This is a genomic window from Candidatus Schmidhempelia bombi str. Bimp (assembly GCF_000471645.3).
In the GTDB taxonomy this organism is placed as follows: Bacteria; Pseudomonadota; Gammaproteobacteria; order Enterobacterales; family Orbaceae; genus Utexia; species Utexia bombi.
Window position 1 is genome coordinate 1 of record NZ_AWGA01000076.1, and the last position, 23937, is coordinate 23937.

Annotated in this window: 16 protein-coding genes; 12 read left to right on the top strand and 4 right to left on the bottom strand. The window is 37.6% G+C overall.

The genetic code is table 11. From position 1 onward, the window contains the following. The 6 genes from O970_RS08520 to O970_RS08545 form a co-directional block, all read left to right on the top strand. On the top strand, positions 1-727 hold a 727-nt coding region (locus tag O970_RS08520), incomplete at its 5' end, for a DUF2345 domain-containing protein (protein WP_036563140.1). Positions 728-737: 10 nt separating this feature from the next. After that, positions 738-2345 (top strand): T6SS phospholipase effector Tle1-like catalytic domain-containing protein, encoded by a 1608-nt coding sequence (locus O970_RS08525; RefSeq protein ID WP_166667100.1) that lies wholly within the window; start codon positions 738-740, stop codon positions 2343-2345. A gap of 10 nt (positions 2346-2355) precedes the next feature. Further along, the gene (locus tag O970_RS08530; protein ID WP_024496685.1) at positions 2356-3096 is read left to right on the top strand and encodes a DUF2931 family protein; all 741 of its coding nucleotides are present in this window, start codon (positions 2356-2358) and stop codon (positions 3094-3096) included. Positions 3097-3493: 397 nt separating this feature from the next. After that, positions 3494-5188, top strand: coding sequence for a sensor histidine kinase (locus O970_RS08535; protein WP_024496686.1), 1695 nt, complete (start codon positions 3494-3496; stop codon positions 5186-5188). Positions 5189-5191: 3 nt separating this feature from the next. Then, positions 5192-5914 (top strand): two-component system response regulator BtsR, encoded by a 723-nt coding sequence (gene btsR, locus O970_RS08540; RefSeq protein ID WP_024496687.1) that lies wholly within the window; start codon positions 5192-5194, stop codon positions 5912-5914. A 610-nt stretch (positions 5915-6524) separates the two neighbouring features. Beyond that, a complete protein-coding gene (locus tag O970_RS08545; protein ID WP_024496688.1) occupies positions 6525-8681 on the top strand; it encodes a carbon starvation CstA family protein in 2157 nt (718 codons plus the stop codon). Between the two features lie 91 nt (positions 8682-8772). Here O970_RS08545 and O970_RS08550 read toward each other — a convergent pair whose 3' ends face one another. The 4 genes from O970_RS08550 to O970_RS08565 all read right to left on the bottom strand — a co-directional run bounded on the left by O970_RS08550 (position 8773) and on the right by O970_RS08565 (position 15936). After that, complete coding sequence (locus O970_RS08550; protein WP_024496689.1) at positions 8773-10485, bottom strand: thiamine pyrophosphate-dependent enzyme; 1713 nt, start codon at positions 10483-10485, stop codon at positions 8773-8775. Between the two features lie 248 nt (positions 10486-10733). Beyond that, entirely contained in the window at positions 10734-11870 is a 1137-nt protein-coding gene (gene nrdB / locus O970_RS08555; protein WP_024496690.1) for a class Ia ribonucleoside-diphosphate reductase subunit beta, read from the bottom strand. A gap of 88 nt (positions 11871-11958) precedes the next feature. Further along, a complete protein-coding gene (gene nrdA, locus O970_RS08560) occupies positions 11959-14241 on the bottom strand; it encodes a class 1a ribonucleoside-diphosphate reductase subunit alpha (protein WP_024496691.1) in 2283 nt (760 codons plus the stop codon). 477 nt (positions 14242-14718) lie between these two features. After that, a complete protein-coding gene (locus tag O970_RS08565; protein WP_024496692.1) occupies positions 14719-15936 on the bottom strand; it encodes a pyridoxal phosphate-dependent aminotransferase in 1218 nt (405 codons plus the stop codon). A gap of 975 nt (positions 15937-16911) precedes the next feature. Here O970_RS08565 and O970_RS08570 point away from each other — a divergent pair. The 6 genes from O970_RS08570 to O970_RS08595 all read left to right on the top strand — a co-directional run. Further along, a complete protein-coding gene (locus O970_RS08570; protein ID WP_024496693.1) occupies positions 16912-17721 on the top strand; it encodes a type VI secretion system Vgr family protein in 810 nt (269 codons plus the stop codon). 10 nt (positions 17722-17731) lie between these two features. Further along, positions 17732-18421: a hypothetical protein gene (locus O970_RS08575; RefSeq protein WP_130575740.1), complete on the top strand. Its 690-nt coding sequence runs from the start codon at positions 17732-17734 to the stop codon at positions 18419-18421. Then, positions 18414-19256: a hypothetical protein gene (locus O970_RS08580; protein WP_024496695.1), complete on the top strand. Its 843-nt coding sequence runs from the start codon at positions 18414-18416 to the stop codon at positions 19254-19256. Before O970_RS08575 ends, O970_RS08580 begins: the two co-directional genes overlap by 8 nt. Before the next feature lie 102 nt (positions 19257-19358). Further along, positions 19359-20033 (top strand): DUF4123 domain-containing protein, encoded by a 675-nt coding sequence (locus O970_RS08585; protein ID WP_420885472.1) that lies wholly within the window; start codon positions 19359-19361, stop codon positions 20031-20033. A 31-nt stretch (positions 20034-20064) separates the two neighbouring features. Beyond that, entirely contained in the window at positions 20065-23733 is a 3669-nt protein-coding gene (locus O970_RS08590; protein WP_024496697.1) for a T6SS effector BTH_I2691 family protein, read from the top strand. A 15-nt stretch (positions 23734-23748) separates the two neighbouring features. Next, on the top strand, positions 23749-23937 hold a 189-nt coding region (locus tag O970_RS08595; RefSeq protein WP_036563141.1), incomplete at its 3' end, for a hypothetical protein.

Consider the following 23937-nt stretch of genomic DNA (forward strand, 5'->3'; position numbering starts at 1 on the left):
TGCCGCGGTACAATCTCAAGCGCATTTAGCGGACACTGATAGCCAAAATCAACTTAACGCCAACCTAACCGAACTAGCAGCAAGCGGCATACTTGCCTATGCCCAAGAAGGGATTGCCTTAACTAGCCCAGAAAACATCCAACTATCAACCAGCAACAGCATTACCCTCACCGCCGAAAACCAAACCGATATCAGCGCCCTTAAAACTATCAGCGTCTCTTCTGGTGAAGCGATTGGATTATTCGCTCACAAGCAGGAGATGAAACTGTTTGCCAATCAAGGTGATATTGAACTACAGGCCCAAAATGCTAACCTAGCAATGGCCGCTAAGCAAGATATCAAGGTAGATAGCGTCGATGGCAATATCACCCTCACCGCAGATAAAGAAATCACCCTAATATGTGGTGGCTCCTATATCAAAATTAGCAGCGAAGGCATAGAGCTGGGCACCGCAGGCAATCTAAGATTTAAAAGTGCGGTATTGCAAAAAATGGGACCGGTAAGTCTCAACCATCCTTCACATCAACTCCCCTTACCGGCTACTGAAAACGCCATCAAATTTCATTTTATAGATGAATATGGTACAGACTATATCAATCAACCTTATATAGCGATATTACCTGATGGCACTGAAATTCATGGCATTACTGACAAGGAAGGAAAAACCCAACAATTTTATACCGAAACCCCAGATTTAATTAATGTGCACCTGATTAAATTAGTTTGAGAAAATCATGATGAATAATAAGACACAACCATTTACTACAGCTATGACCCAAAAAATTGGCGCTGATAGACAAATTGCGATCCATACTCAAGTGATTAAACGCCCAGTTGACGTTTTTTTGACGATCGGGGTGTTTTTTGATGGTACCGCTAATAACGCCATAAATACCAGTATTCGTCAAGAATACCAACAAGCACTGGCCCGTGGTGAAGAACCCGATCTAGATTTTCCTCTATTTAATAGCAGTTATAATAATGAACATACAAATGTTTATAAGTTATATCAGATGTACTATTCAGATGATGATAAAACGGTAGATTCATTGCCAAAAGATAAAAATAAAATAGTACATTATCAATTAAAAGTTTATATTGAGGGAGTAGGTACCGATATTGCTAAAAGTGATAATAATCTTGGTTTAGCAACGGGGCTTAGCTCAACTGGGATTAAAGGTAAAATTAATCGAGCAATCATAAAAATAGAATCAGAACTGAACAGATTTTTGGATAAAAATTCCAAAATTTGTATTCAACAGATCCGCTATGATGTATTTGGGTTTAGTCGTGGTGCCGCTACTGCCCGTTATTTTGCAAATATTGTTGCCGATAAAGTAAGAGATAACAGTAAGCAAGGTATAAATAATCCTTTAACTAAAATGTTAACCATAGCGTTAAAAAATAAAATAAGTCCAACATGGCAAGGACCAGTTAATGGTCAAGTCCATTTTCTTGGTATATTTGATACCGTTGCGGGGATTTGTCGACTTGCAAACTTTTTTGATGCTGGTGATGCCAATACCTTCGATATTGATATTAAGATTCGTCGCGAGTCAGCCAAATGTGGATTACATATTGTAGCTGCCAATGAATATCGGCATAACTTTGCCCTTAATGATGTCCCAGACTTTTTTAATAAAGTGAGCCTTCCAGGTGCCCATTCTGATATTGGTGGTGGTTATCCAAACAATGATGTAGATGAAAATATCTATATTACTAAGATCTATCAAGAGACTGATATCTATTTAGGAAAAAAGTCCAATATTCAGAAAAAGCTGCAACAGGCCTTAACGCGATTCCGTTGCCATCCCGATTTGCAATATTTATTTTATGGTTTAAGCGAAGACAATTTCTATCAATGGCAAACCCGTGTTAGATACGATAATAGCAATTATACTAATACTTATGGGGTTATTCGTAATAAACGTGTGGTGAAGTTTGGCCTGGATCGTATTGCATTAAGAGTTATGTACAATGAAGCGATAAAACAAGGTTGTGTTTTTGATACCTTTGATAATGATTTTGATGTACCTAATGAAATACAAATAGTTGCAAATAAAATTATTATGGCTGCCAAAAATTATCAAGATTATTTATTAAACGACAGTGAGAAAAGGCTTATTTTAAATCAGTATACGCATAGCTCGGTGGAATATGTACGATATTTTATGACCAAAGAGACAGAGATCGATATTATGGAAAAATCTACGGGGCAATTAGCTAAAGTAAAATGGCATAAATTAGTTGAAAAACCAGAAGCGCTCACCAGTTTATTACAAGTTCATCTCCCCCATTTTAATCAAGAGGGTAATTGGCAACGGGTGATTCATCCTAATCAATAAGGAATAAAATATGTTCAAACAATTAATAGTGTTACTTGTTATTGTCTTTATAACCACTGCCTGTAAAACGCCGTTAACCTCGAAAAAGGTTGATCCAAATTTACCTAAAAAACCGTATCAAGAATGGTATGTTGAAGCGCGGTATCCGCATTATTTTAAAGCAAAAACGTTTCAGTCACTGGTGAAAACTCAATCAGGGGAATGGAAGATAATCGATATACTAATACATGATAATCACAATGAGGGGCATCCAGGTAAGTGGCGTTTACCATCATCCTTTACTAATACTAAGATGCCTTATGATTTACCTGAGGTATTTTATATTTGTTGGGCTTCTTTTGTTGATCAGACTTTTTATAAAACAAAGATTACTGTACCGTTATGGGCTCGTCAGGAGATGGTAACACCCCATCAATATTTTTCACATGCTTACTATAAAGATCGTATTGGTTATAACAACACTATCATCTTTGGCTTTGCACCAGGAGGAAATGTCACAGGCTGGTTATCGGGTATTCCACAGCGAGATGCAATAGAGTTTGGCAAAGGCATTACCCAACGAATTCCGCAGGGGTCGGATGTGTGCCCAAACCCTTATCCCAATGGTAAGATCACCGAAATCACCGATGAAGCCAAAGCATGGTTAAAAAAACATGGGATGCCGCCCGAATGGCAAGAAAAAAATAATAATGTGACAATGGGACCGTATACTAAAGTTAAAAATATGCCATCATTTAGCCGTGCACTATAAAAAATAGATATGATGGTAAATTGACGTTGATTAATCAAGTATGAGATATGTTAAAACCGTTATTTATAATAACAAGTCTCAATCACGGTTTAAATATAGTAAGTTATCAATGAATTTACCATATACCATAAGATAAGGTATGGTTAGTGACATGCAAGCATAGCCCATTTAACCACTAGGTAGTAAAAACCCCCGCAAAGTATTGGCGGGTTAACATTTTATTGATGTGTGTCTATAATGCTAAAAGCCAGAAAAGATATCACATGATAGGATGTAATGGTTGTTATTGATAGGTTATTTCATAAGATATGAAAATCAGCATGTTATGATTCTGTTATTGAATTCTGACATACCACTGCGTTAAGATGGATAACTTTACGTTAATAATATAATAACTATGTATGAAATAACGTTGGTGCTGCAACTTCTGCAGCAGATGTGTGTCTATTTGGTTATCGCTTATCTATTAAGTAAAACCCCCATTTTTATCCCCTTAATGCAAGTAAGTCTATATGCGCCGCATAAATTACTTTGTTATCTTATTTTTTCGATCTTTTGTATTATGGGGACGTATTTAGGGCTACATATTCAAGATTCTATTGCTAATACTCGGGCTATCGGTGCCGTCTTAGGTGGAGTTTTTGGGGGACCTTTAGTCGGATTAGCCGTAGGTTTAACGGGAGGAGTACACCGTTATTGGCTAGGTGGTATTACCGCAGAAAGTTGTATGTTATCGACTATTATCACGGGTCTAATTGCTGGTGTGATCCATGTTATCCTGTTGCGTAAAGGGCGTATTGATAAGTTATATAATCCGTTGACTGTTGGCTTACTCACTCTTGCTATGGAAGGCGTAGAGATGGTAATGATTATATTAGTGACTAAACCTAGCGCTGAAGCATGGCATATTGTGCAATATATCGTTGCGCCTATGACCATTACGAATAGTATTGGCGCAGCTATGTTTATGCAGATCCTTCTTGATCGGCGCGCCATGTTTGAGAAATATACCACCGCATTTTCTGCCAAAGCCTTAAAAATTGCTGCTAGTACCGAAGGCATTTTGTTAAACGGTTTTAATCAGCAAACCAGTATGAAAGTGGCACAGATTATATTTGATGAACTAAAAGTTGGTGCAGTAGCGATTACTGATCGTGAAAAATTATTAGCCTTTATTGGATTGGGGAATGAGCACCATGTTGTTGGTACACCTATCTCTTCTCAACATACAATTCAAGTTATTATCACGAATAAAGTGGAATATGTTGATGGTATTCACACCCCTTACTGCTGCTCAATTGAGAAAAACTGTTGTCTAGGATCGACGTTAGTGATTCCATTACGTGATGAAAATCAGCAAGTGATAGGGACAATTAAGTTATATGAGGCAAAAAATACCTTATTTAGTTCAATCAATCGCACATTAGGTGAGGGCATTGCCAGTCTTCTTTCGGCACAAATTTTGGCGGGACAAAATGAACGGTATAAGCAGTTACTGTTTCAGAGTGAAATTAAGCTGCTGCACGCGCAAGTTAACCCACATTTTCTGTTTAATGCATTAAATACGTTAATGGCGGTGATTCGCCGTGATAGTCAGCAAGCCAGCCATTTAGTTCAGCATTTGTCGACTTTCTTTCGCAAGAATTTAAAACGTCCAGAAGAGATTGTGTCACTGAAAGATGAGATTGAACATGTCACCGCCTATTTAGAGATAGAAAAGGTTCGTTTTTCAGATCGATTACGGGTTGTTATTGATGTACCCGAAGTGTTATTACATTGTTCTCTACCCGCATTTTCGTTGCAGCCCATTGTCGAGAACGCGATTAAACATGGTGTAACACAATTATTAGAAAAAGGGGAGGTGACCATGACGGCTTATCAGCAAGATCATCAACTTATCGTAGAAGTTAAAGATAATGCGGGGCGTTACTATAATCAACAACAATTATCTAATAAGCCCCAAGGGCTAGGGATGAATTTAGTTGATAAACGTATTAAGATACGTTATGGTCAACAGTATGGTATCCACGTTTTTTGCCAAGAAAATGAATATACCACGGTTCGAATTGTTCTCCCTTTTAATCGAGGATAGATGATGTTAAAAATAATGATTGTGGATGATGAGCCTTTGGCAATTGAAAATTTACGTTGTCTATTAGCTCACTATCAACATATTAATATTATCGCCGAGTGTCCAAATGCGATCGAGGCGATACGTCTGATTCATCATTTACGCCCTGATGTCGTCTTTCTTGATATACAAATGCCACGCATTAATGGGTTTGAAATGCTATCTATGATTGATCCGGATAGTCTGCCAACCATCATTTTTTTAACTGCTTATGATCACTATGCAATTAAGGCTTTTGAAGAGCAGGCATTTGACTATTTGTTAAAACCGATCGACCCACAACGTTTAGACAAAACGCTACAGCGCTTACAGCGCGATCTGACTCACCAGGAGATACCGTCACTACCGATGCTTTACGAGCATCCACTGCAATATATACCTTGTCTTGGTCACAGTAGAATTTATCTTTTAAATGTCGATCATGTGCTTTATGTTAGCTCAAGTGTACAGGGTAATCGGGTGATGAGTCAGGAAGAGGGCGAATATAGTACCGAATTAACACTACGTACACTGGAAGAACGGACATCATTAATCCGTTGTCATCGCCAGTATTTAATTAATATTACTAAATTAAAAGAAATTCGTTTCAATATGAATCATCAAGCCGATGTGATTGTAACTAATGGCGATGCGGTGCCGATCAGTCGTCGCTATTTTAAAGTCTTAAAAGAACGACTAAGTTTGTAACTGGCTCGTCTCATTGTTTATCATTTATCCGATCCGATCACTAATTAAGAAGTTCTCTGTAAGCAAGATAACATTATCGATGATAAAAATAGTCATTATTTAAAAAAAATCAATGTGTTATGTACGGTTTTAGTGAGAGGTAAATATTGCCTTTATGTACTAGGGTTGCGTATAAATAGCATTTTAAAAAAGATGTTAAGGGCATTTTATCTCTATATACTCACTTAGGTTAGGGGTTAACTGTATTTATATAATAAAATAATAGGCTATCGCGGTCGTTCTTTGACTTTTCCCCCACTAATTGACTGAATTTAAGATTTACTCATTTTTTAACCCACGCCATAGAAATCCAGCGAGCGACCTTAGATTAGCTCCGTGAGGACAATATTAATTTTATATGGTCAAACCGTTAAGCGGTGACTGTTAACCACTTAATTTGCTATATCGCCAGTTAGCTAAAATCAGATAGGTTAATCCCTCATTTCTGTTTTATGATTGGGCGCGGTCTGATAACTAAATTAACAGACCGCTATTATTCTTAATCAACATCAATATTGGCGTCATTAGCCAATAAGCAATAATTTTACTTTTTATAGGTAAAGAAAATAACATGAATACTAAATCCTTTTTTAAACATATTCCATGGATAATTTTATCCTTTATAGGGGCATGCTGTTTAGCGGTCATTGCATTGCGTCGCGGTGAACATATTAGTGCATTATGGATTATTGTTGCTTCGATATCGGTTTATTTAGTGGCTTATCGTTACTATAGCCTCTATATTGCGACCAAAGTTATGCAATTAGATCCAACGCGATCGACACCAGCAGTATTAAATAATGACGGATTAAATTTTGTGCCAACCAATAAAAACGTCTTATTTGGTCATCACTTTGCAGCAATTGCTGGCGCCGGTCCATTGGTCGGTCCAGTATTAGCCGCGCAAATTGGTTATTTACCAGGGACTTTATGGTTGTTAGCTGGCGTGGTGTTAGCTGGCGCGGTACAAGATTTTATGGTACTGTTTTTGTCTACGCGTCGTAATGGTTCTTCATTAGGTGAAATGATTAAGCAAGAAATGGGGCGCGTACCAGGTACGATCGCATTGTTTGGTTGTTTCCTAATTATGCTTATTATTTTAGCGGTATTGGCATTAATTGTCGTAAAAGCATTAGCTGAAAGTCCATGGGGCGTATTTACGGTTTGTTCAACGGTACCTATCGCGCTATTTATGGGGATCTATATGCGCTACCTTCGTCCTGGACGTGTGGCAGAAGTCTCTATTATAGGTATTGTATTATTAATTTTATCCATCTGGTTTGGTGGTGTCATTGCACATGATCCTTATTGGGGGCCAGCATTAACCTTTAAAGATACAACAATTACTTTTGCGTTAATTGGTTATTCGTTAGTCTCTGCGATGTTACCTGTCTGGTTAATTTTAGCACCACGCGATTATTTAGCTACCTTCTTAAAAATTGGTGTAATTGTTGGATTGGCGATTGGAATTGTGATCTTAAATCCAGAATTGAAAATGCCAGCCTTAACGCAATTTGTTGATGGTACAGGACCAGTTTGGAAAGGAACGTTATTCCCATTCCTATTTATTACCATTGCCTGTGGTGCCGTGTCTGGGTTCCATGCCTTAATCTCATCAGGCACTACGCCAAAATTGATGGCTATTGAGACGGATGCCCGTTTTATCGGCTATGGTGCGATGTTAATGGAGTCGTTTGTTGCCATTATGGCTTTGGTTGCAGCGTCTATTATTGAACCTGGGTTATACTTTGTAATGAATACACCGCCTTCCGCTTTAGGGGTAACGATGCCTGATCTACATAGGCTTAGCGATCCGACTATGGCACCAGCAATTATGCAACAGCTGAAAGATGTAACGACACATGCTGCGGCGACCGTCAGTAGTTGGGGCTTTGTTATCTCTCCTGAGGACATATTACGTACGGCAAAAGATATTGGTGAAACCTCTGTGCTTAATCGTGCGGGTGGTGCGCCAACTTTAGCGGTTGGTATTGCTCATGTATTCCACAAAATTATCCCAGGTTCTGATATGGGCTTTTGGTATCATTTTGGTATCTTATTTGAAGCCTTATTTATTTTAACTGCGCTTGATGCTGGAACCCGATCAGGTCGTTTCATGTTACAAGATCTATTAGGTAATTTTGTGCCATTCTTAAAGCGAACCGATTCGTTGGTTGCGGGTGCTATTGGTACCGTAGGATGTGTTGGACTATGGGGCTATTTATTATATCAAGGTGTTGTCGATCCATTAGGTGGGGTGAAAAGTTTATGGCCGTTATTTGGCATCTCAAATCAGATGTTAGCGGCGGTTGCTTTAGTCTTAGGGACAGTCGTATTAATTAAGATGAAACGAGCCCGTTATATTTGGGTCACTGTGATTCCGGCAATTTGGTTACTGATTTGTACCACGGCGGCGATGATATTTAAACTGTTTAGCAGCAATCCACAGCTTGAACCTTTCTTCTATATGGCTAATGCTTATAAAGAGAAGATCGCCATGGGAGAGTCAACATTGACGGCTAAACAAATTGAGAATATGCATCATATTGTAATCAATAATTATACCAATGCGGCATTGAGTATTTTATTCTTTATCATTGTTTACAGCATTATCTTTTATGGGATCCGTGTTGGGCTTAAAGCTCACAAGACGTCAAAACGTACGGATAAAGAAACGCCTTATGTCGCGATTCCAGAAGGCGGCGTAAAAACCACCTCCGCACATTAATCATAGTTAGTTGCTAACTGAATGATGATCAAAAGAAAACAGGTCTATGCATTAGCGTAGACCTGTTTTCTTTGTTATCTATGTTATGTGATTATAAATTATCTTTAAACATATCGACCACTTGCTTACCTTTACCTTCTAAGATGGCTTTTGCTCCATAAAGCGCCATATTTTTCACATTATCGATTCCAATTTTAGGTGGAATAATCAACTCATTTGGATTGATATAGACATTCAGTAGGGCCGCGCCATTATGATTAAGACAATCTTGTACGGCTTGTTCGAGTAGGTGTGCATCTCTAACGCTTTGAGCATAAAATCCCATCCCTTGAGCAATCATCGCTATATCGCCATTTTGCAAATCAGTGTAACGATTGACTAGGCCTTCTGATTTTTGTTCTTGCTCAACAAAATTGAGCGAACCATTATTTAAGACAAAAATTTTAATCGGTAAATTTTCTTGTATGGCGGTTAGTAAATCCCCTAATAACATCGTAATACCACCATCGCCAGCAATGGCGATCACTTGATTGTTTGGAAACGCTTTTTTAAGCCCTAACGCCTGTGGCATCGCGTTAGCCATTGTTGCATGTTTAAGACTAATTAATAAACGGCGACGTCCATTCATATGGAGATGACGACATGCCCAGACCATAGCCGAACCGACATCCGCGGTAAACATGGCGCTATTGGTGGCATAATGATCAATCAGTTCGACTAAATATTGAGGATGGATGGACTGTGGACTTTCCATAATGGCTTTTTTATCTAATTTTTTTATCATTTGTTGATAGAGCTCAACATATTTATCTAAAAATTGGGTATCATTACGGGCGGTAAGTTTAGGTAATAGCGCCTGTATGGTTGCTTTTACATCGCCAACCACACCCAAATTAATTGGGTGGCGAAGCCCTAATTTAGTTGCATCATTATCGACCTGAATAATGGTCGCCTCTTGTGGATAAAATGCTGACCAAGCAAAGCCACAACCTAATAGCAACAAGGTATCGCACTCTTTAATCATATTAACGCCAGCTTTGGTACCAAACATACCATTAAGTCCAACATTATAGGGATTATCATATTCAATACGATCTTTGACTCTTGAAGTATGGGCAATCGGCGCTTTGAGTAACCCCGCTAATTGAATTAATTCATCATGCGCATATTGACAACCGATACCCGCATAAATTCCAATTTTTTCACTTTCATTGAGTATTTCTACGATTTGTTGTAATTCATCTTCATTTGGTATAAGTACTGGATTCGGTCGCCACACTTGATAATGGCTATCGTCATTCACTTCTGCCTGACTAATATCAGCGGGTAATATCACTACCGCTACCCCGCGTTTAGTTAATGCGGTTTGCGCGGCTTGCGTAAAAATACGCCGTGCATCTTTCGGATCATTGACTTGTTGGCAGTAAACAGCGATGGATTGATAGAGAGATAAAAAATCGACTTCTTGCGGAAAATCGGTACCAAGGTTACCACTAACCAGCTGACTAGCTATCAGTATCACGGGTGCATTATTGCGTTGCGCTTCATAAATACCATTAATAAAATGTAAACTGCCAGGACCGCATGAGCCCGCACAAGCAGTAAGTTTATCAGTGATAAAAGCCTCAGCACCCGCTGCTAAAGCACCCGCTTCTTCATGGCGAACATGAATCCATTCAATTTCACTGTGATATATGGCATTCGTTACCGCATTCAATGTATCACCAACAATCCCATAACAGTGGGTGACGCCAGCTTGGGTTAGCACATCGATAAGAACTTCAGCGACTTTTTTTTGAGCCATCACATTTTCCTTTTCATTTAGATGAGTAAACTAACATAACGATGTTTGATTTAATCTCATTGTATGCTTGCTATACATAACAAGCTAGAGTACAACTGGTCAAACTATTTTAATGATGTGTAAAAAACAACCAAAGATAGCTAGCAAAGAAAGGAAAAAATTTAATTTATAATAAGATAATCTGTAAAAGAATAGTTAATTGCCATAAACCTAAACGAGTAGGTTTATGGCTGATGTTGAATAACAACTTATAATTCAAATCCACTGAGATCGTCTTCACTTACTGCGGCATCAATTTGACCGACTAAATAAGAGCTGATTTCTGATTCTTGTGGGGCGACTTGAACGTTATCTGAGACCAACCAATTATTAATCCATGGAATAGGATTAGAGCGTGTCGCAAAAGGTAAGGGTAAGCCCACTGCTTGCATACGGATATTGGTAATATATTCAATATATTGACACAAGATATCTCGATTTAGACCGATCATTGATCCGCCTGAAAACAGGTAATCCGCCCAATCTTTCTCTTGATTTGCTGCTTGGACAAACAGATCATAGCACTGTTGTTGGCACTCTTTAGCGATATCAGCCATTTCTGGATCATCTTCACCACTGCGTAACGTATTAATCATAAATTGAGTACCGGTAAGGTGAAGAGCTTCATCGCGGGCAATCAGTTTAATAATTTTGGCATTTCCTTCCATTAATTCGCGTTCGGCAAAGGCAAACGAGCAGGCAAAGCTAACATAAAATCGAATAGCTTCAAGCGCATTGACGCTCATTAAACAGAGATAAAGTTTTTTCTTTAATTCACGCAAGTTAATGGTAATGGTTTTACCATTAATTTGATGGGTACCCGTACCTAATAAATGGTAGTAATTAGTGGTAGTAATTAAATCATCATAATAACGAGCGATATCCGTTGCACGTTTTTGGATCTCCTGATTATTAACAATATCATCAAAAATCAAAGAAGGATCATTGACAATATTGCGAATAATATGCGTATAGGAGCGCGAATGAATAGTCTCAGAAAATGACCAAGTTTCTACCCATGTTTCTAATTCAGGGATAGAAATTAGAGGTAATAATGCCACATTTGGACTACGTCCTTGAATGGAGTCTAATAAGGTTTGATATTTTAAATTACTGATAAAGATATGTTTTTCATGTTCAGGTAGCTGCTGATAATCAATACGATCTTTAGTAATATCCACCTCTTCTGGACGCCAAAAAAAGGAGAGTTGTTTTTCAATCAATTTTTCAAACATCTCATATTTTTGCTGATCATAGCGTGCTACGTTCACAGGTTGACCTAAGAACATTGGCTCCTTAAGTTGATCATTGTAGTGTTGTGAAAAAATCGTATAAGAATGATTCATGGATTGACTCCTTCTAGACCAGCGAGGATCGCCGGTCATTTTATTCGGATAAGATAAAGGCAAATAACGTTAGTTATCTGCCATTCACTTAAATTTTACAAGCGCCGCCTTCACAACCATCATCAGATGGGGTAGCGATATCAGTTTGGTTATCTTCAGCACCATCGCGGGTATTATGATAATAAAGGGTTTTTAAACCGTACTTATAGGCGGTGAGCAAATCAGCTAATAGTTGCTTCATTGGGACTTTATCATTCGCAAATTTAGTCGGATCGTAGTTGGTATTGGCGGAAATCGATTGATCAATAAATTTCTGCATAATACCGACTAATTGTAAGTAACCCTGATTATTTGGCATTTGCCATAACAGCTCATAATGCCCTTTTAACTGCTCATAATCTGGTACCACCTGACGTAAGATCCCATCTTTTGAGGCTTTAACACTAATATAACCTCGAGGCGGTTCGATACCGTTAGTGGCATTAGAGATCTGTGAGGAAGTTTCCGATGGCATTAACGCGGATAGGGTAGAGTTACGTAAGCCATATTGTAAAATCGATTGACGTAATGTTTCCCAATCATAGTGTAGGGGCTCTTTCGTTAAGCTATCAATCTCTTTTTTATAGTTATCAATAGGTAAAATACCTTGAGCGTAGCGAGTTTGTTTGAATAACGGACATGCCCCTTGCTCTTTAGCCAATTCATTAGACGCTTTTAATAAGTAGTATTGAATGGCTTCGAAAGTGCGGTGAGTTAAATTATTCGCACTACCATCAGAATAACGTACCCCATTTTTAGCTAAATAATAAGCATAATTGATCACCCCAATGCCTAATGTTCGGCGATTAAGCGAAGAGTTACGTGCGGCAGGTACCGGATAATCTTGATAATCCAATAGCGCATCTAATGCGCGAACAGCTAATTGGGCTAATTCGTCTAACTCATCCAAACTGTCGATAGCACCTAAATTAAAGGCGGATAAGGTGCAAAGTGCAATCTCTCCGTTTTCATCATTGATGTTATAAAGTGGTTTAGTCGGCAGTGCAATTTCCATACAAAGATTGGATTGTTTCACAGGCGCGACAAGCGGATCAAACGGGCTATGGGTATTACAATGATCAATATTTTGAATATAAATACGTCCCGTTGAGGCGCGTTCTTGCATTAATAAAGAAAACAGCTCAATCGCTTTGACTTCGCGTTTGCGTGTGTTGCTATCGTGTTCATAGTGAAGATAAAGACGTTCAAATTCGTCTTGATCGGCAAAGAAAGCCGCATACAGATCAGGGACATCAGAAGGGCTAAACAGCGAGATATTTTCGTTTTTAATTAAACGCTGGTACATTAATTTATTAATTTGTACCCCATAATCTAAATGGCGCACGCGATTTTCTTCAATACCACGGTTATTGCGTAGCACCAATAAGTTTTCTACTTCTAAATGCCATAACGGATAAAATACCGTTGCCGCCCCCCCGCGTACCCCGCCTTGAGAACAGGATTTCACAGCTGTTTGGAAGTACTTATAAAATGGAATACAACCAGTATGGAACGCTTCGCCACCGCGGATCGGACTTCCTAAGGCACGGATCTTACCGGCATTAATGCCAATTCCAGCGCGTTGTGATACGTATTTAACAATAGCGCTCGCGGTGGCATTAATTGAGTCAAGACTATCATCGCACTCAATCAATACACACGAACTAAACTGGCGAGTTGGAGTGCGCACCCCCGCCATAATTGGCGTAGGTAGGGAAATTTTAAAGGTGGAAATCGCATCATAAAAACGTTTAATGTAATTGAGACGCGTCGCTTTTGGATAGTTAGCAAATAGGCATGCGGCAACTAAGATATAAAGAAATTGCGCGCTCTCATAAATATCGCCTGTGACCCGATTCTGAACGAGGTATTTACCCTCCAACTGTTTTACTGCCGCATAGGAGAAGTTCATGTCTCGCCAATGGTCAATAAAGCTATCTAACTCGGCAAACTCATCTGGCGTGTAATCCGTAAGTAAATGTTTATCATAACGGCCTTCTGCCACTAATTTGGTAACATGATCATAGAGTTTGGGTGGGGTAAACTGATTATAAGCTTTTTTACGTAAATGAAAAATCGCTAATCTAGCGGCTAAATATTGATAATCTGGGGTTTCTTGTGAAATCAGATCCGCAGCAGCACGGATAATTGTCTCATGGATGTCAGATGTTTTAATTCCATTATAAAATTGAATATGGGAGCGTAATTCAACTTGAGAAACAGATACATTTTGCAGACCTTCAGCAGCCCAAGTGATGACCCGATGAATTTTATCTAAATCAATCGGCTCTTTTTTGCCATCACGTTTAGTCACAAGAATTTTGTGGTTCATTCTTAAATCCTTTACTTTATTTTTGCAGCGGTAATCCTAATAAAATCCTCTCAATAGATACAATATATAGTACCTATTAATTATATAGGCACTATATATTGTATATTGAGTGGTTCAGTTCACTACGAGTTGGAGACGGTGTCAAGTCAATTTAATCTTTTTAAACAACTATTTTTAGTAAATATCGTATCTGGTTTTTACTACGATAGTTGGTTATCGTAATCTAAATTCACGTCTATACGATAGATACTTTCGCTGATAACTATTTTTTACTATACCTAATATTGAGTTAGTCATATAAGCTATGCCCCATCATCAGAGGATAAGCCAGTCTATATCTGACTTAGGTTTAGCATTGTTGAGCGGATCTATCCTAATCTGAGTCAATTTATAGCTATATATCCGCCGAGTGATAAATAGCAATCCGACACCATAAAATTAACTAAATAAGGCTAAAATTATGGTATCCATCTACGTTTATACCTGCCGATAACCATCTAAAAATTGACCAAAGCGATGAATCGCCGTTTCTAATTCACCGGCATAAGGTAAAGCCACGATTCGAACATGATCGGGTTGATGCCAATTAAAACCACTACCTTGAACTAGCAACACTTTTTCTTGTAGTAAAAAATCTAATACTAACTGTTGATCGTTATGAAGGTTAAATTTTTTAACATCCAATTTAGGGAAAAGATAAAGCGCTCCTTGTGGCTTTACACATGAAACACCTGGAATATCATTAAGTAAGCGCCAAGCTAACATACACTGCTCGTATAAACGCCCACCGGGTTTGATAAATTGATGGATACTTTGATAGCCACCTAAGGCGGTTTGAATACCATGTTGCATAGGCACATTAGCACATAGACGCATTGAGGCTAGCATATTAAGTCCCTCAATATAGCCTTTAACATGATGTTTAGGACCGCTTAATGCCATCCATCCCTGACGAAAACCCGCAATCCGATAAGTTTTAGAAAGTCCGCTAAAGGTGACAATAAACAGATCTTCAGCAAGACCTGCAATAGGGTAATGCACCGCGTCATCATATAAAATTTTGTCATAAATCTCATCAGAGAAAATAATTAAATTATGTTCGCGTGCCACTTGAGCTAATTCGAGTAATATCGATTTACTATAAACGGCTCCCGTTGGATTGTTCGGATTAATGAGTACAATGGCTTTGGTTCTCTTGGTAATTTTTTGACGGATATCATTAATATCAGGAAACCAATTTGCTTGCTCATCACATACATAATGGACCGCTTTTCCACCTGATAGGGTGACGGCGGCGGTCCATAATGGATAATCAGGCATCGGAATTAACACTTCATCACCCGAATTTAACAATGCTTGCATAGACTGCACTATCAGTTCCGAAACACCATTACCAACATAGATATCTTCGACAGTGACACTCATAATACCGAGCGATTGATAATATTGCATAATCGCCTTACGTGCAGAGTATAAGCCTTTAGAATCACAGTAACCTTGTGACGTTGGTAAATTACGGATAATATCAACTAAAATTTCGTCTGGGGCTTCAAAACCGAAAGGAGCGGGATTACCAATATTGAGTTTAAGAATCTTATGTCCTTCTTCTTCTAAACGTTTGGCATGATCGAGAATCGGTCCTCGAATATCATAGCAAACATGTTCCAGTTTATTAGATTTTTCAATGTTAATCATGTCATTATTGCCTTTCTTACTCTATGCAAGCGAATTAATCTTATTATAAAAAATGACCACTATTATGGCTATTTTTACCGTTATTATTGGTTGCTAAAATCGTTTTTATAAATTGATTTAGAACTGGATAGGAAAATCATTTATCCATTTTGAGAAAAACACAAACTGCTATTATAGCGACAATGCCTTAAAAATTAGCTGAATTTCAACAAATATTTTAGTTGTTATTATAAAACTAATACAGATAAAGATGAAATAAAGATAGAGCGAACGATGATTAAGCGTTAGTTTTTAATTAACTACGTTAATTTAAAATTTAAATTGAATCGACCAGACCAATGGATGAAAAGCAATATTTTTTGCCACTATTGATACTTTCTTGTTTTTGTTTATTATAACAATGACCTTATTAAACTAGTACTCATTAGTGTAGCCATACCAGATTCCAAAATCTAACCCAGCATATAGAAATAACCACTCACAGCAAATAAAATGGTTGATAATAATTTGTTCTAATTCACTCTTGCATTTCCTACATATAACGACCGCTATAACAAAAAAATTGATTAAAAACTAATTACGACTAAATCAATCATAAAATCTACAAAACAGTCTTATAGCCCTAACTTAACTTTTACCTGATATTGGTTAATAGATTAAAAATAAAAAAATCTTGCAATGTATAAAAAAAGTGTATTTTACTTGGCTCAAATGGATAACTTTACTCGATTATCCTTAGCAATGACTAATATAGATTTAAATAAGCATAATAATTAACTAGTTAAACAATACCCATTAAGCGGCTCTACTTGTTATTTAGCAATAAATTATTGAATCAGAAAAAGGTTTATTCACCATAAGCATTATGTTTATTCATATCAATCACATGACTATTCGTACAAAATAAGATTTAACGTTAATAATAAAAATAACTGACAGCAACTTGATGTCAAAAAAGAATAGATAGGATTAAAAATGGGGGAAAATTTACCTAACTTTATCCACCACGTTGACGAACAGCTAATAAATGAATTCACTGGGCAGGTCAGCCATAATCGTTATACGTTAACTATTAATAAACTTAGTTCGCCTATCTCTATTTTAAACGTTAATGGGGAAGAGCAATTAAACCAACTATGGCGTTATACCATTACTTTCACCAGTACGAATCCAGCCCTAGCGGCTCATACATTGCTAAATCAACCTGCCTCATTTTCATTTAATCCCGTAGCTCAACATCGATTAAGCGACGCTATCCGTTCATTAAGTGACTTTCCCATTGGTTTTGATTCCCGTAAACTATATGGCATTATCACTGAATTTAAGCAACTCTCGATAAACAAAGACGAAGCCCACTACCAAGTGGTGCTTTCCCCCAAAATAGCCCGATTAAGCCTAAATCGAAGCTGTGCCATATTCCAAAACCAAAGCGTCGTCAATGTGATTGAGCAGGTGCTGAGAAGCCACGGGCTGAGCGGCATTGATTACCGCCTAGCGCTAAAAGCGCACTATCCCGTCCGAGAATTGATAACCCAATGGCAAGAGTCTGACCTTGAATTTATACAAAGATTAATGGCCGATGTGGGTATCTGGTTTCGCTTTGAAAGTGATGCCGAACATGATTGTGAGGTAATGGTTATTAGCGATGACGAACAAGGGTATGGACAGCTTGCTAAGGTGGCGTACCATTATCATAGTTTAAGTAAAATTCACCCAAATTTAGAACAAAATGAATATTTTACAACCTTAAAAACTTCCGCTAGTTTTGCTTTTAGCAGCTGCTAGTATCGAATTAATGGCAATGGTTACTGCCGTATTTAAAGGTATGAAAAATGTCTTTTATAGTGTGGGGAAGACCTTATCGGGAATATTAGGGGGAATAGCGTCTTGCTTATTAATTCCAAATGAATATGATAGATTTATTGAAAAAAGTAGTGATCAAAATCATAGCACTATTCTAAAATCTTTATTAGGTGTTAAGATTGTTGCGTTATTTTTGACTGGAACTATTACTCCACTTATCGGATTATCTTACCATGTTGTATGGTGCCGACAATTTTTAACCACTCGCGCTACATTCTGGATGATTAGAATGTTAGGTAAAAAGGTAGGCGTGCAAAAAATGGCCTCAATGGCTGCTTTACGGTTAGCTTTATGGCGAATTGTTGGGTTATTAGGGGTTATTATTATGGGATTAGATATTGCTGTTACACTGCTATCAGACGATAATTTGGAAACTTGGCTTAAACGTTGTGCCCTGCGTACCAATAAATATTTAATGCCTCATAATAAAATTCGTATTTATCAAACATCACAGCAACAAACTGAAGCATTTGAAAAAGAAGTATTAAATGGTATGTTTGATATTAACGCAAATCCACCAAAAGTTAATAACAAAGCCAGTCGTGATAATGATATTGATATTGATGAGGCATTAGCATTAATAGAACAAGATATGGATGAAAGAGAATTTCTAGATGACTAAATACAATATATTATTAAAAGGTTACGTAAGCCACCTATATGTGGAAGATGATCCGAAAGAATTACGCTCAGATGATATCGGACTGCTAGCAATGATTGGGTTAATGATTGTTGGCGCATTTGAACTTATGGGCGCTTTAGTTGGCTCGTTAACATCAGGCAGTGTTACCCTAGAAGGAAAAAGTTTTCAATGTTATGTAGGTCGTAAAAAGGTAAAAGGCAAATTAAAGCATATTAGCTTTAAAGACGGCGACTATGTAGAAATGGTGGTAAAGCAATTGGACGTTGATCACTATCAATCTTACGCTGTTCGCATGCCTCAATACCATGCTTTGTATTTTCCTTGTTCTGTTGGTGTAACAACCTTAACAATGTTAAAATATATCTCAATTGTTCTTGGCGTCATTAGCTTATTCGCTTATGCTGTTTTGATAATCATGATGTATATTCAGATAAAAATGGATATATCAGACTTCATTATTTTTACAATGTCTAATATTTTCATGTATTTTTTCATGATGATTTTATTATTTTTATCATTCGGCGGTCTCCATTCTTTTATTAGTAATCGCATCTATGCAACGTTAGGCTACCCAAAACCATGGTTACATAATAGTGCAAAAGAGCACGATCGTTTTAAAAAACTTAATCGCTCGGAAGATCCTGAGTTATATAGCGATCCACAAACACCAGAATTTCAACGGATAAAAAAACTCGATCCCTATGCCAACTATTACTGCCGTACTCCTATTTTACCTAACTGGGTAAACGTTCTTGACGAACGTGGGTTTATACCAAAACTTACTGAACAAGAACATCCTAAAATTCAAGAGTAATTTTATGGCTAAATACAATATATTAAAGGGCACCATAAGCCAGCTATTTTAATAGAGCTAAATTTAAAAAATCCATTTGAACAAGACATATTACGTTACACGATAGATAAATCATTATTAGAATTATCCCCTAATGTCTTGAGCAAAAATAGCAAACGTCATTATAGCGGTTGGATTTTCACTCAAGATAAAATTGCCAAAGTAGCGCAACATTTTGCGCTACTTTCATTACAAAAAGTGATTGATGGTACATTATTATTAAGATTTTACGATCCGGCTGTATTGCCACAATTATTAACCATATTAAATCCAACTCAGCAAAAAAAAGTATTAGGAAACGTCCAATTATGGACATTATTAGACGGTAACGGCGATCTCTATTGCTACGACAATGCCCAAAATAACGATGAAGGTTCTAAATACTTATTCCAATTAGGGATTGACCAACAATTAGAAAACCAACTTTATTGTATTGGAATTACGAATCAAACACTCAAATCTTATCGTAAAAATAATCCTAACCAAAAATTTAATGAATGTGAGACATTGCACCACATTATGCCCGGTTTATTACGCTTAATATCGCAAGGTTTTAAAGATAATACCTTATTAGTGCAATGGGCAAACATCGTCATCAACAACGACAAAGATTTTGACTTATACCCTCAAATCCAGAAAAAATTAAAAACTTTTAAAACTCGATATGACTTTGCCCCCTTATTGGACATCTTAAAACGCGCTGATTGGCAATTAATGCTAAACACGCAATCGTTCTGATAATTAAGTCAAATATGGAAAGGAAAAAAGAATGACAGAAAAACAATGCGGATGCCAAACCCAAGGATTAGCCATTTTACCGGTAAGATACACCGTTATACCCACTTACCTTAAACGGACTTCGCTAGCATGGGCATCATCATCAAATGTCACCGCAGTGCCACTTGACGCCAATTACCAATATCACGTTAGGGCTATGCGTAATGGCTTTTTATACGTCTATTTACCTAACGAAATCGGTAGCGATAAATGGCAAGTTTACACCATAGATGACGACGGTAATTTATATAAACAAAATTCCCCAGATGAAGCCCAAACCCCAGAAGAGCTGAAACAAGGCGGAGGATTTCGATGTCCAAATTTAAAAAATAACGAAACACACAATAAATTTATCACCATTCCATGTCCTAACCAACAAAATGAAGTCTACCTTGCCTTTAGTGAAATTCCATTGGATGAAAAAATCCTTAAAAAGCATGAACAACAACCAGAAAAACGCATGCAAAAAATCAGCACAGAACAATGGAAAGGACAACAACAAAAATCGTTAGACGGCATAACCACGGCGACCAAACACACTATAGAGCAAATATTAGATTTAGATCCCAACTTTGATCAGCAACAACTACCTTATGATCACAGCGACAGCATCGTTACTAGCTACCTTATCGATAACGACGAAAAGCCTAAAAAACCATCACCAATAAAATTCCATTATCCTGAATTTCTAAGTTATAATCGCCAAGGCGTTAACAGTAACACCCAACAAGGTGGCAACCAACCCTTTGGCTATGACAGCAAAGTACTGAAAAAGAATACCACCACTACGCTATGGACACAACAACAAGGGTTATCGGCAACCCTAGCCAGCACCATGGATAAGTACAGTACGGGATACTCACCGTTAATTATCGCTATTGATGACCCAATTGGCATGGCAAAAGAATTAAATGGCTATTATAACGAGGTCTATGCCAAAAATGATCAATATCGCCAAGAACGGGCACAAGAATTTGATGCCTATGCCTCTTACGAATACGGCATAGAGCTATTAATTCATAAAGAATTTGCTGATGATTTTAATTTCAACTATACCAATCACCCTTATTTTAAACGGGTAATGCAAGAGAAGAAACTGCCCGAAACCGAAGAGCTGCCTGTTTTTTCAACCTTTAATCAGCTATCGGTGCTAATTCAAGAAGAGCTCTACGGCAAACCGTACAGCAAACATTACCAATATTGTACCGAAATGTATGATGACTTTGTGGCAAAAAGATATAGAAAAGAAAAATATTATGAATGGGAACGTAACTACTTTTTACATGGTAAAAACTATTCAGAGTATCATATTGCATTAGAATCTAACAATAATAAGTATCCTAATTATAATTTTATTGATAAACGTTATATTGAATACTTTGACTCCCCTCAATCCAACCGAAACGAGCAAAACTTAACGAGTTATTTTAAAGCGGAAAAATTTTTAGGCAGTTACTTAGAGAGTTATCGAAAAAAAGAAGACCAATACCAACAAGATAAAATAGATAAAATAAACAGTATCAGAAAAAAATACGATAAATGTTTAGACACCCAAACCGTAAATAGCTTAAATCAGCAATATGAAAAGTTACAACAAGAAATAACAACCCTAGCCGAACAACGGGCACAACAACTAGTAAATTGGTTAAGAATGAGTAACTTTTACCTGCATATAAAAGATTTTGACGGCGACATTTGGGCGCCCGCTTCTGATGCAGATCCTAACGAAAAATGGATCGACAACCAATTTGAAGTAGAACAAGCGATTGCCGATAACGAACTGACGGGGGCGGCGCAGCAAAAAATAGCGGAACAACTTAACCTATATGGGATCTACTACTCAGCCGTAATCGATAAATGCACTTCAGGCTTAGAATTAACCGATATCGGCAAAGTAAACTTAAAGATATGGTTACAAGCGAGTAATGCTAGTAAAGACAACAGTGATAGTATGATGGTACGTGCGTTATCAAACAACAGTGAAATGCTATTAACCGATATCCAAGCCATGTTTGAACAGATCGAAAATGCCCATCACCCAGTCGAACTAAGCAAAGTGATCGCCACCTCTAAAATGGGTAAGATTGCGGCGTATTACAAAAAAACACAAGGGTTTTTAAACACAGTAAACAACTACCATAAAGAGCTAGATAAAGCCAAAAAGGTATTAAAAAACCACCCCGACACACTAGAGAATATAGCAAAATTAGGAATAAAAATGCCCGGTAATGAACGTTTATTAAAAATCTTTTTAAGTAAACCCATGCTAAGTGTCAACAATTTGGCTGTGCGCTTAGGTAATATTATGTTCTCTCCTCTAAATAACTCATCTGCAATCAATAAAATTAACCACCATGCCTGCCTTATGCTAAATTTGTCATTTTTGGGCTTATATAAAAAAGCGCAGCAAGCGATTTTACAAGCAGAGAACAACGTCAGCAATGCTGTGGTTAACTCGCAATGGTTTAAAAACGCTTTACCCAAAACCCAAGCCTTACCGGGAGGCGTAGTGATGCGACTAACTAAAAAAATGCGTGAATCCGATCTAAAAGTGAAAAGTGAGTACGTTAAACAGCTTCATAACAAAAATAGAGTAATTTCGCGGGTGCTAGATATAAAAGAAGCAGGGCTCAATGCAAAAATATTAAAAGCCACAAAAGAAGATATCGAGAACTTTAATATCACTCGAAGCCAATCCAGTAAAGGGTTTAAAGATATTCGCTTAGCCTTTATTATTGCCGCCTTTGAAATATATAACTGGCTACAAATTAAAGATAAAACCCAAGGGGATCATAACGACAGTTTCTGGTCGGCGGAAATGATTGGTGCATCACTAGCAATGTCATCGGCAACCACCGAATTAATGTATCAATTTGTAAAAACGGTTACGGGATCTAATTCGGTTGCTGCAGGGCGTATAAAGGTGATGTCAGGATTCTTTGGGGCGGCGGCTGGGTTGTATGTTTCTTGTCAGAAGGTTATAAAGAGTTTTGAAGAAGATCGAAAAGGAAATACATGTTTAGCCGCATTGAATTTATTAAATGGAATTTTATATTTTATTAATGCAGGAATCGGATTTGCTGCTGCTATGAACAGCCATATTCCTTGGTTAACCAGTCGTATAACCAGACGAGCGTTAGCTAAAGGGCTAAGTCGAGAACTTATTGCTCGTGCCATTGCCATTTATACTGCGCAAATTATGGCACGGCGGGTGATACTATTAGGGTTTGGTCTTTGGTTTGGTGTGATTAGTCTGCTGGTCGAAGGATTGATTTGGTATATAAGTGATAATGAGTTAGAATCGTGGATAAAATTTAGTGCGCTAGGCGCAAAAAATAATGATGCCAAAGCCTATAAAAATATTATCGAGCAACAAGACGCATTTAAAGCGGCACTAAAAGAAATGGTTGGTATTGATAATTCCACCGTTGAACTGGATCAGCAAAATCAACTCACCGCCAAAGTAAATGCAGCTCAACAACTGGATAGTGAAGCCGAGCACGATTTTAACGAATTTGATGCCTTAATGCTAATCACTAACGATTTAGAGGGCCGACACCAAGCAAAACTAGAGGCGCTAGCAATAAAAAATCAACCGCAACAAATTTATCCACTTCATCCTAATGCGGTTGTCAATTTTTTCCAAGGAATAATAAACTAAAGATAGGATAAATCAATGAATAACTATTTTCAAATTATCACTGGTAAAATCACTGAGTTAGAAGTGATAGACACCCACTTATCACTCTTTGGCGGCGGCAGTTTTGCCAGTTTGCCACTACTTGGGCAACTAGCGCTTGGCAACACCACTGAAGCAGGCAGCCAAGTAGGCATGGCAAGCGATGAACAAGAAACCGCCGACTAC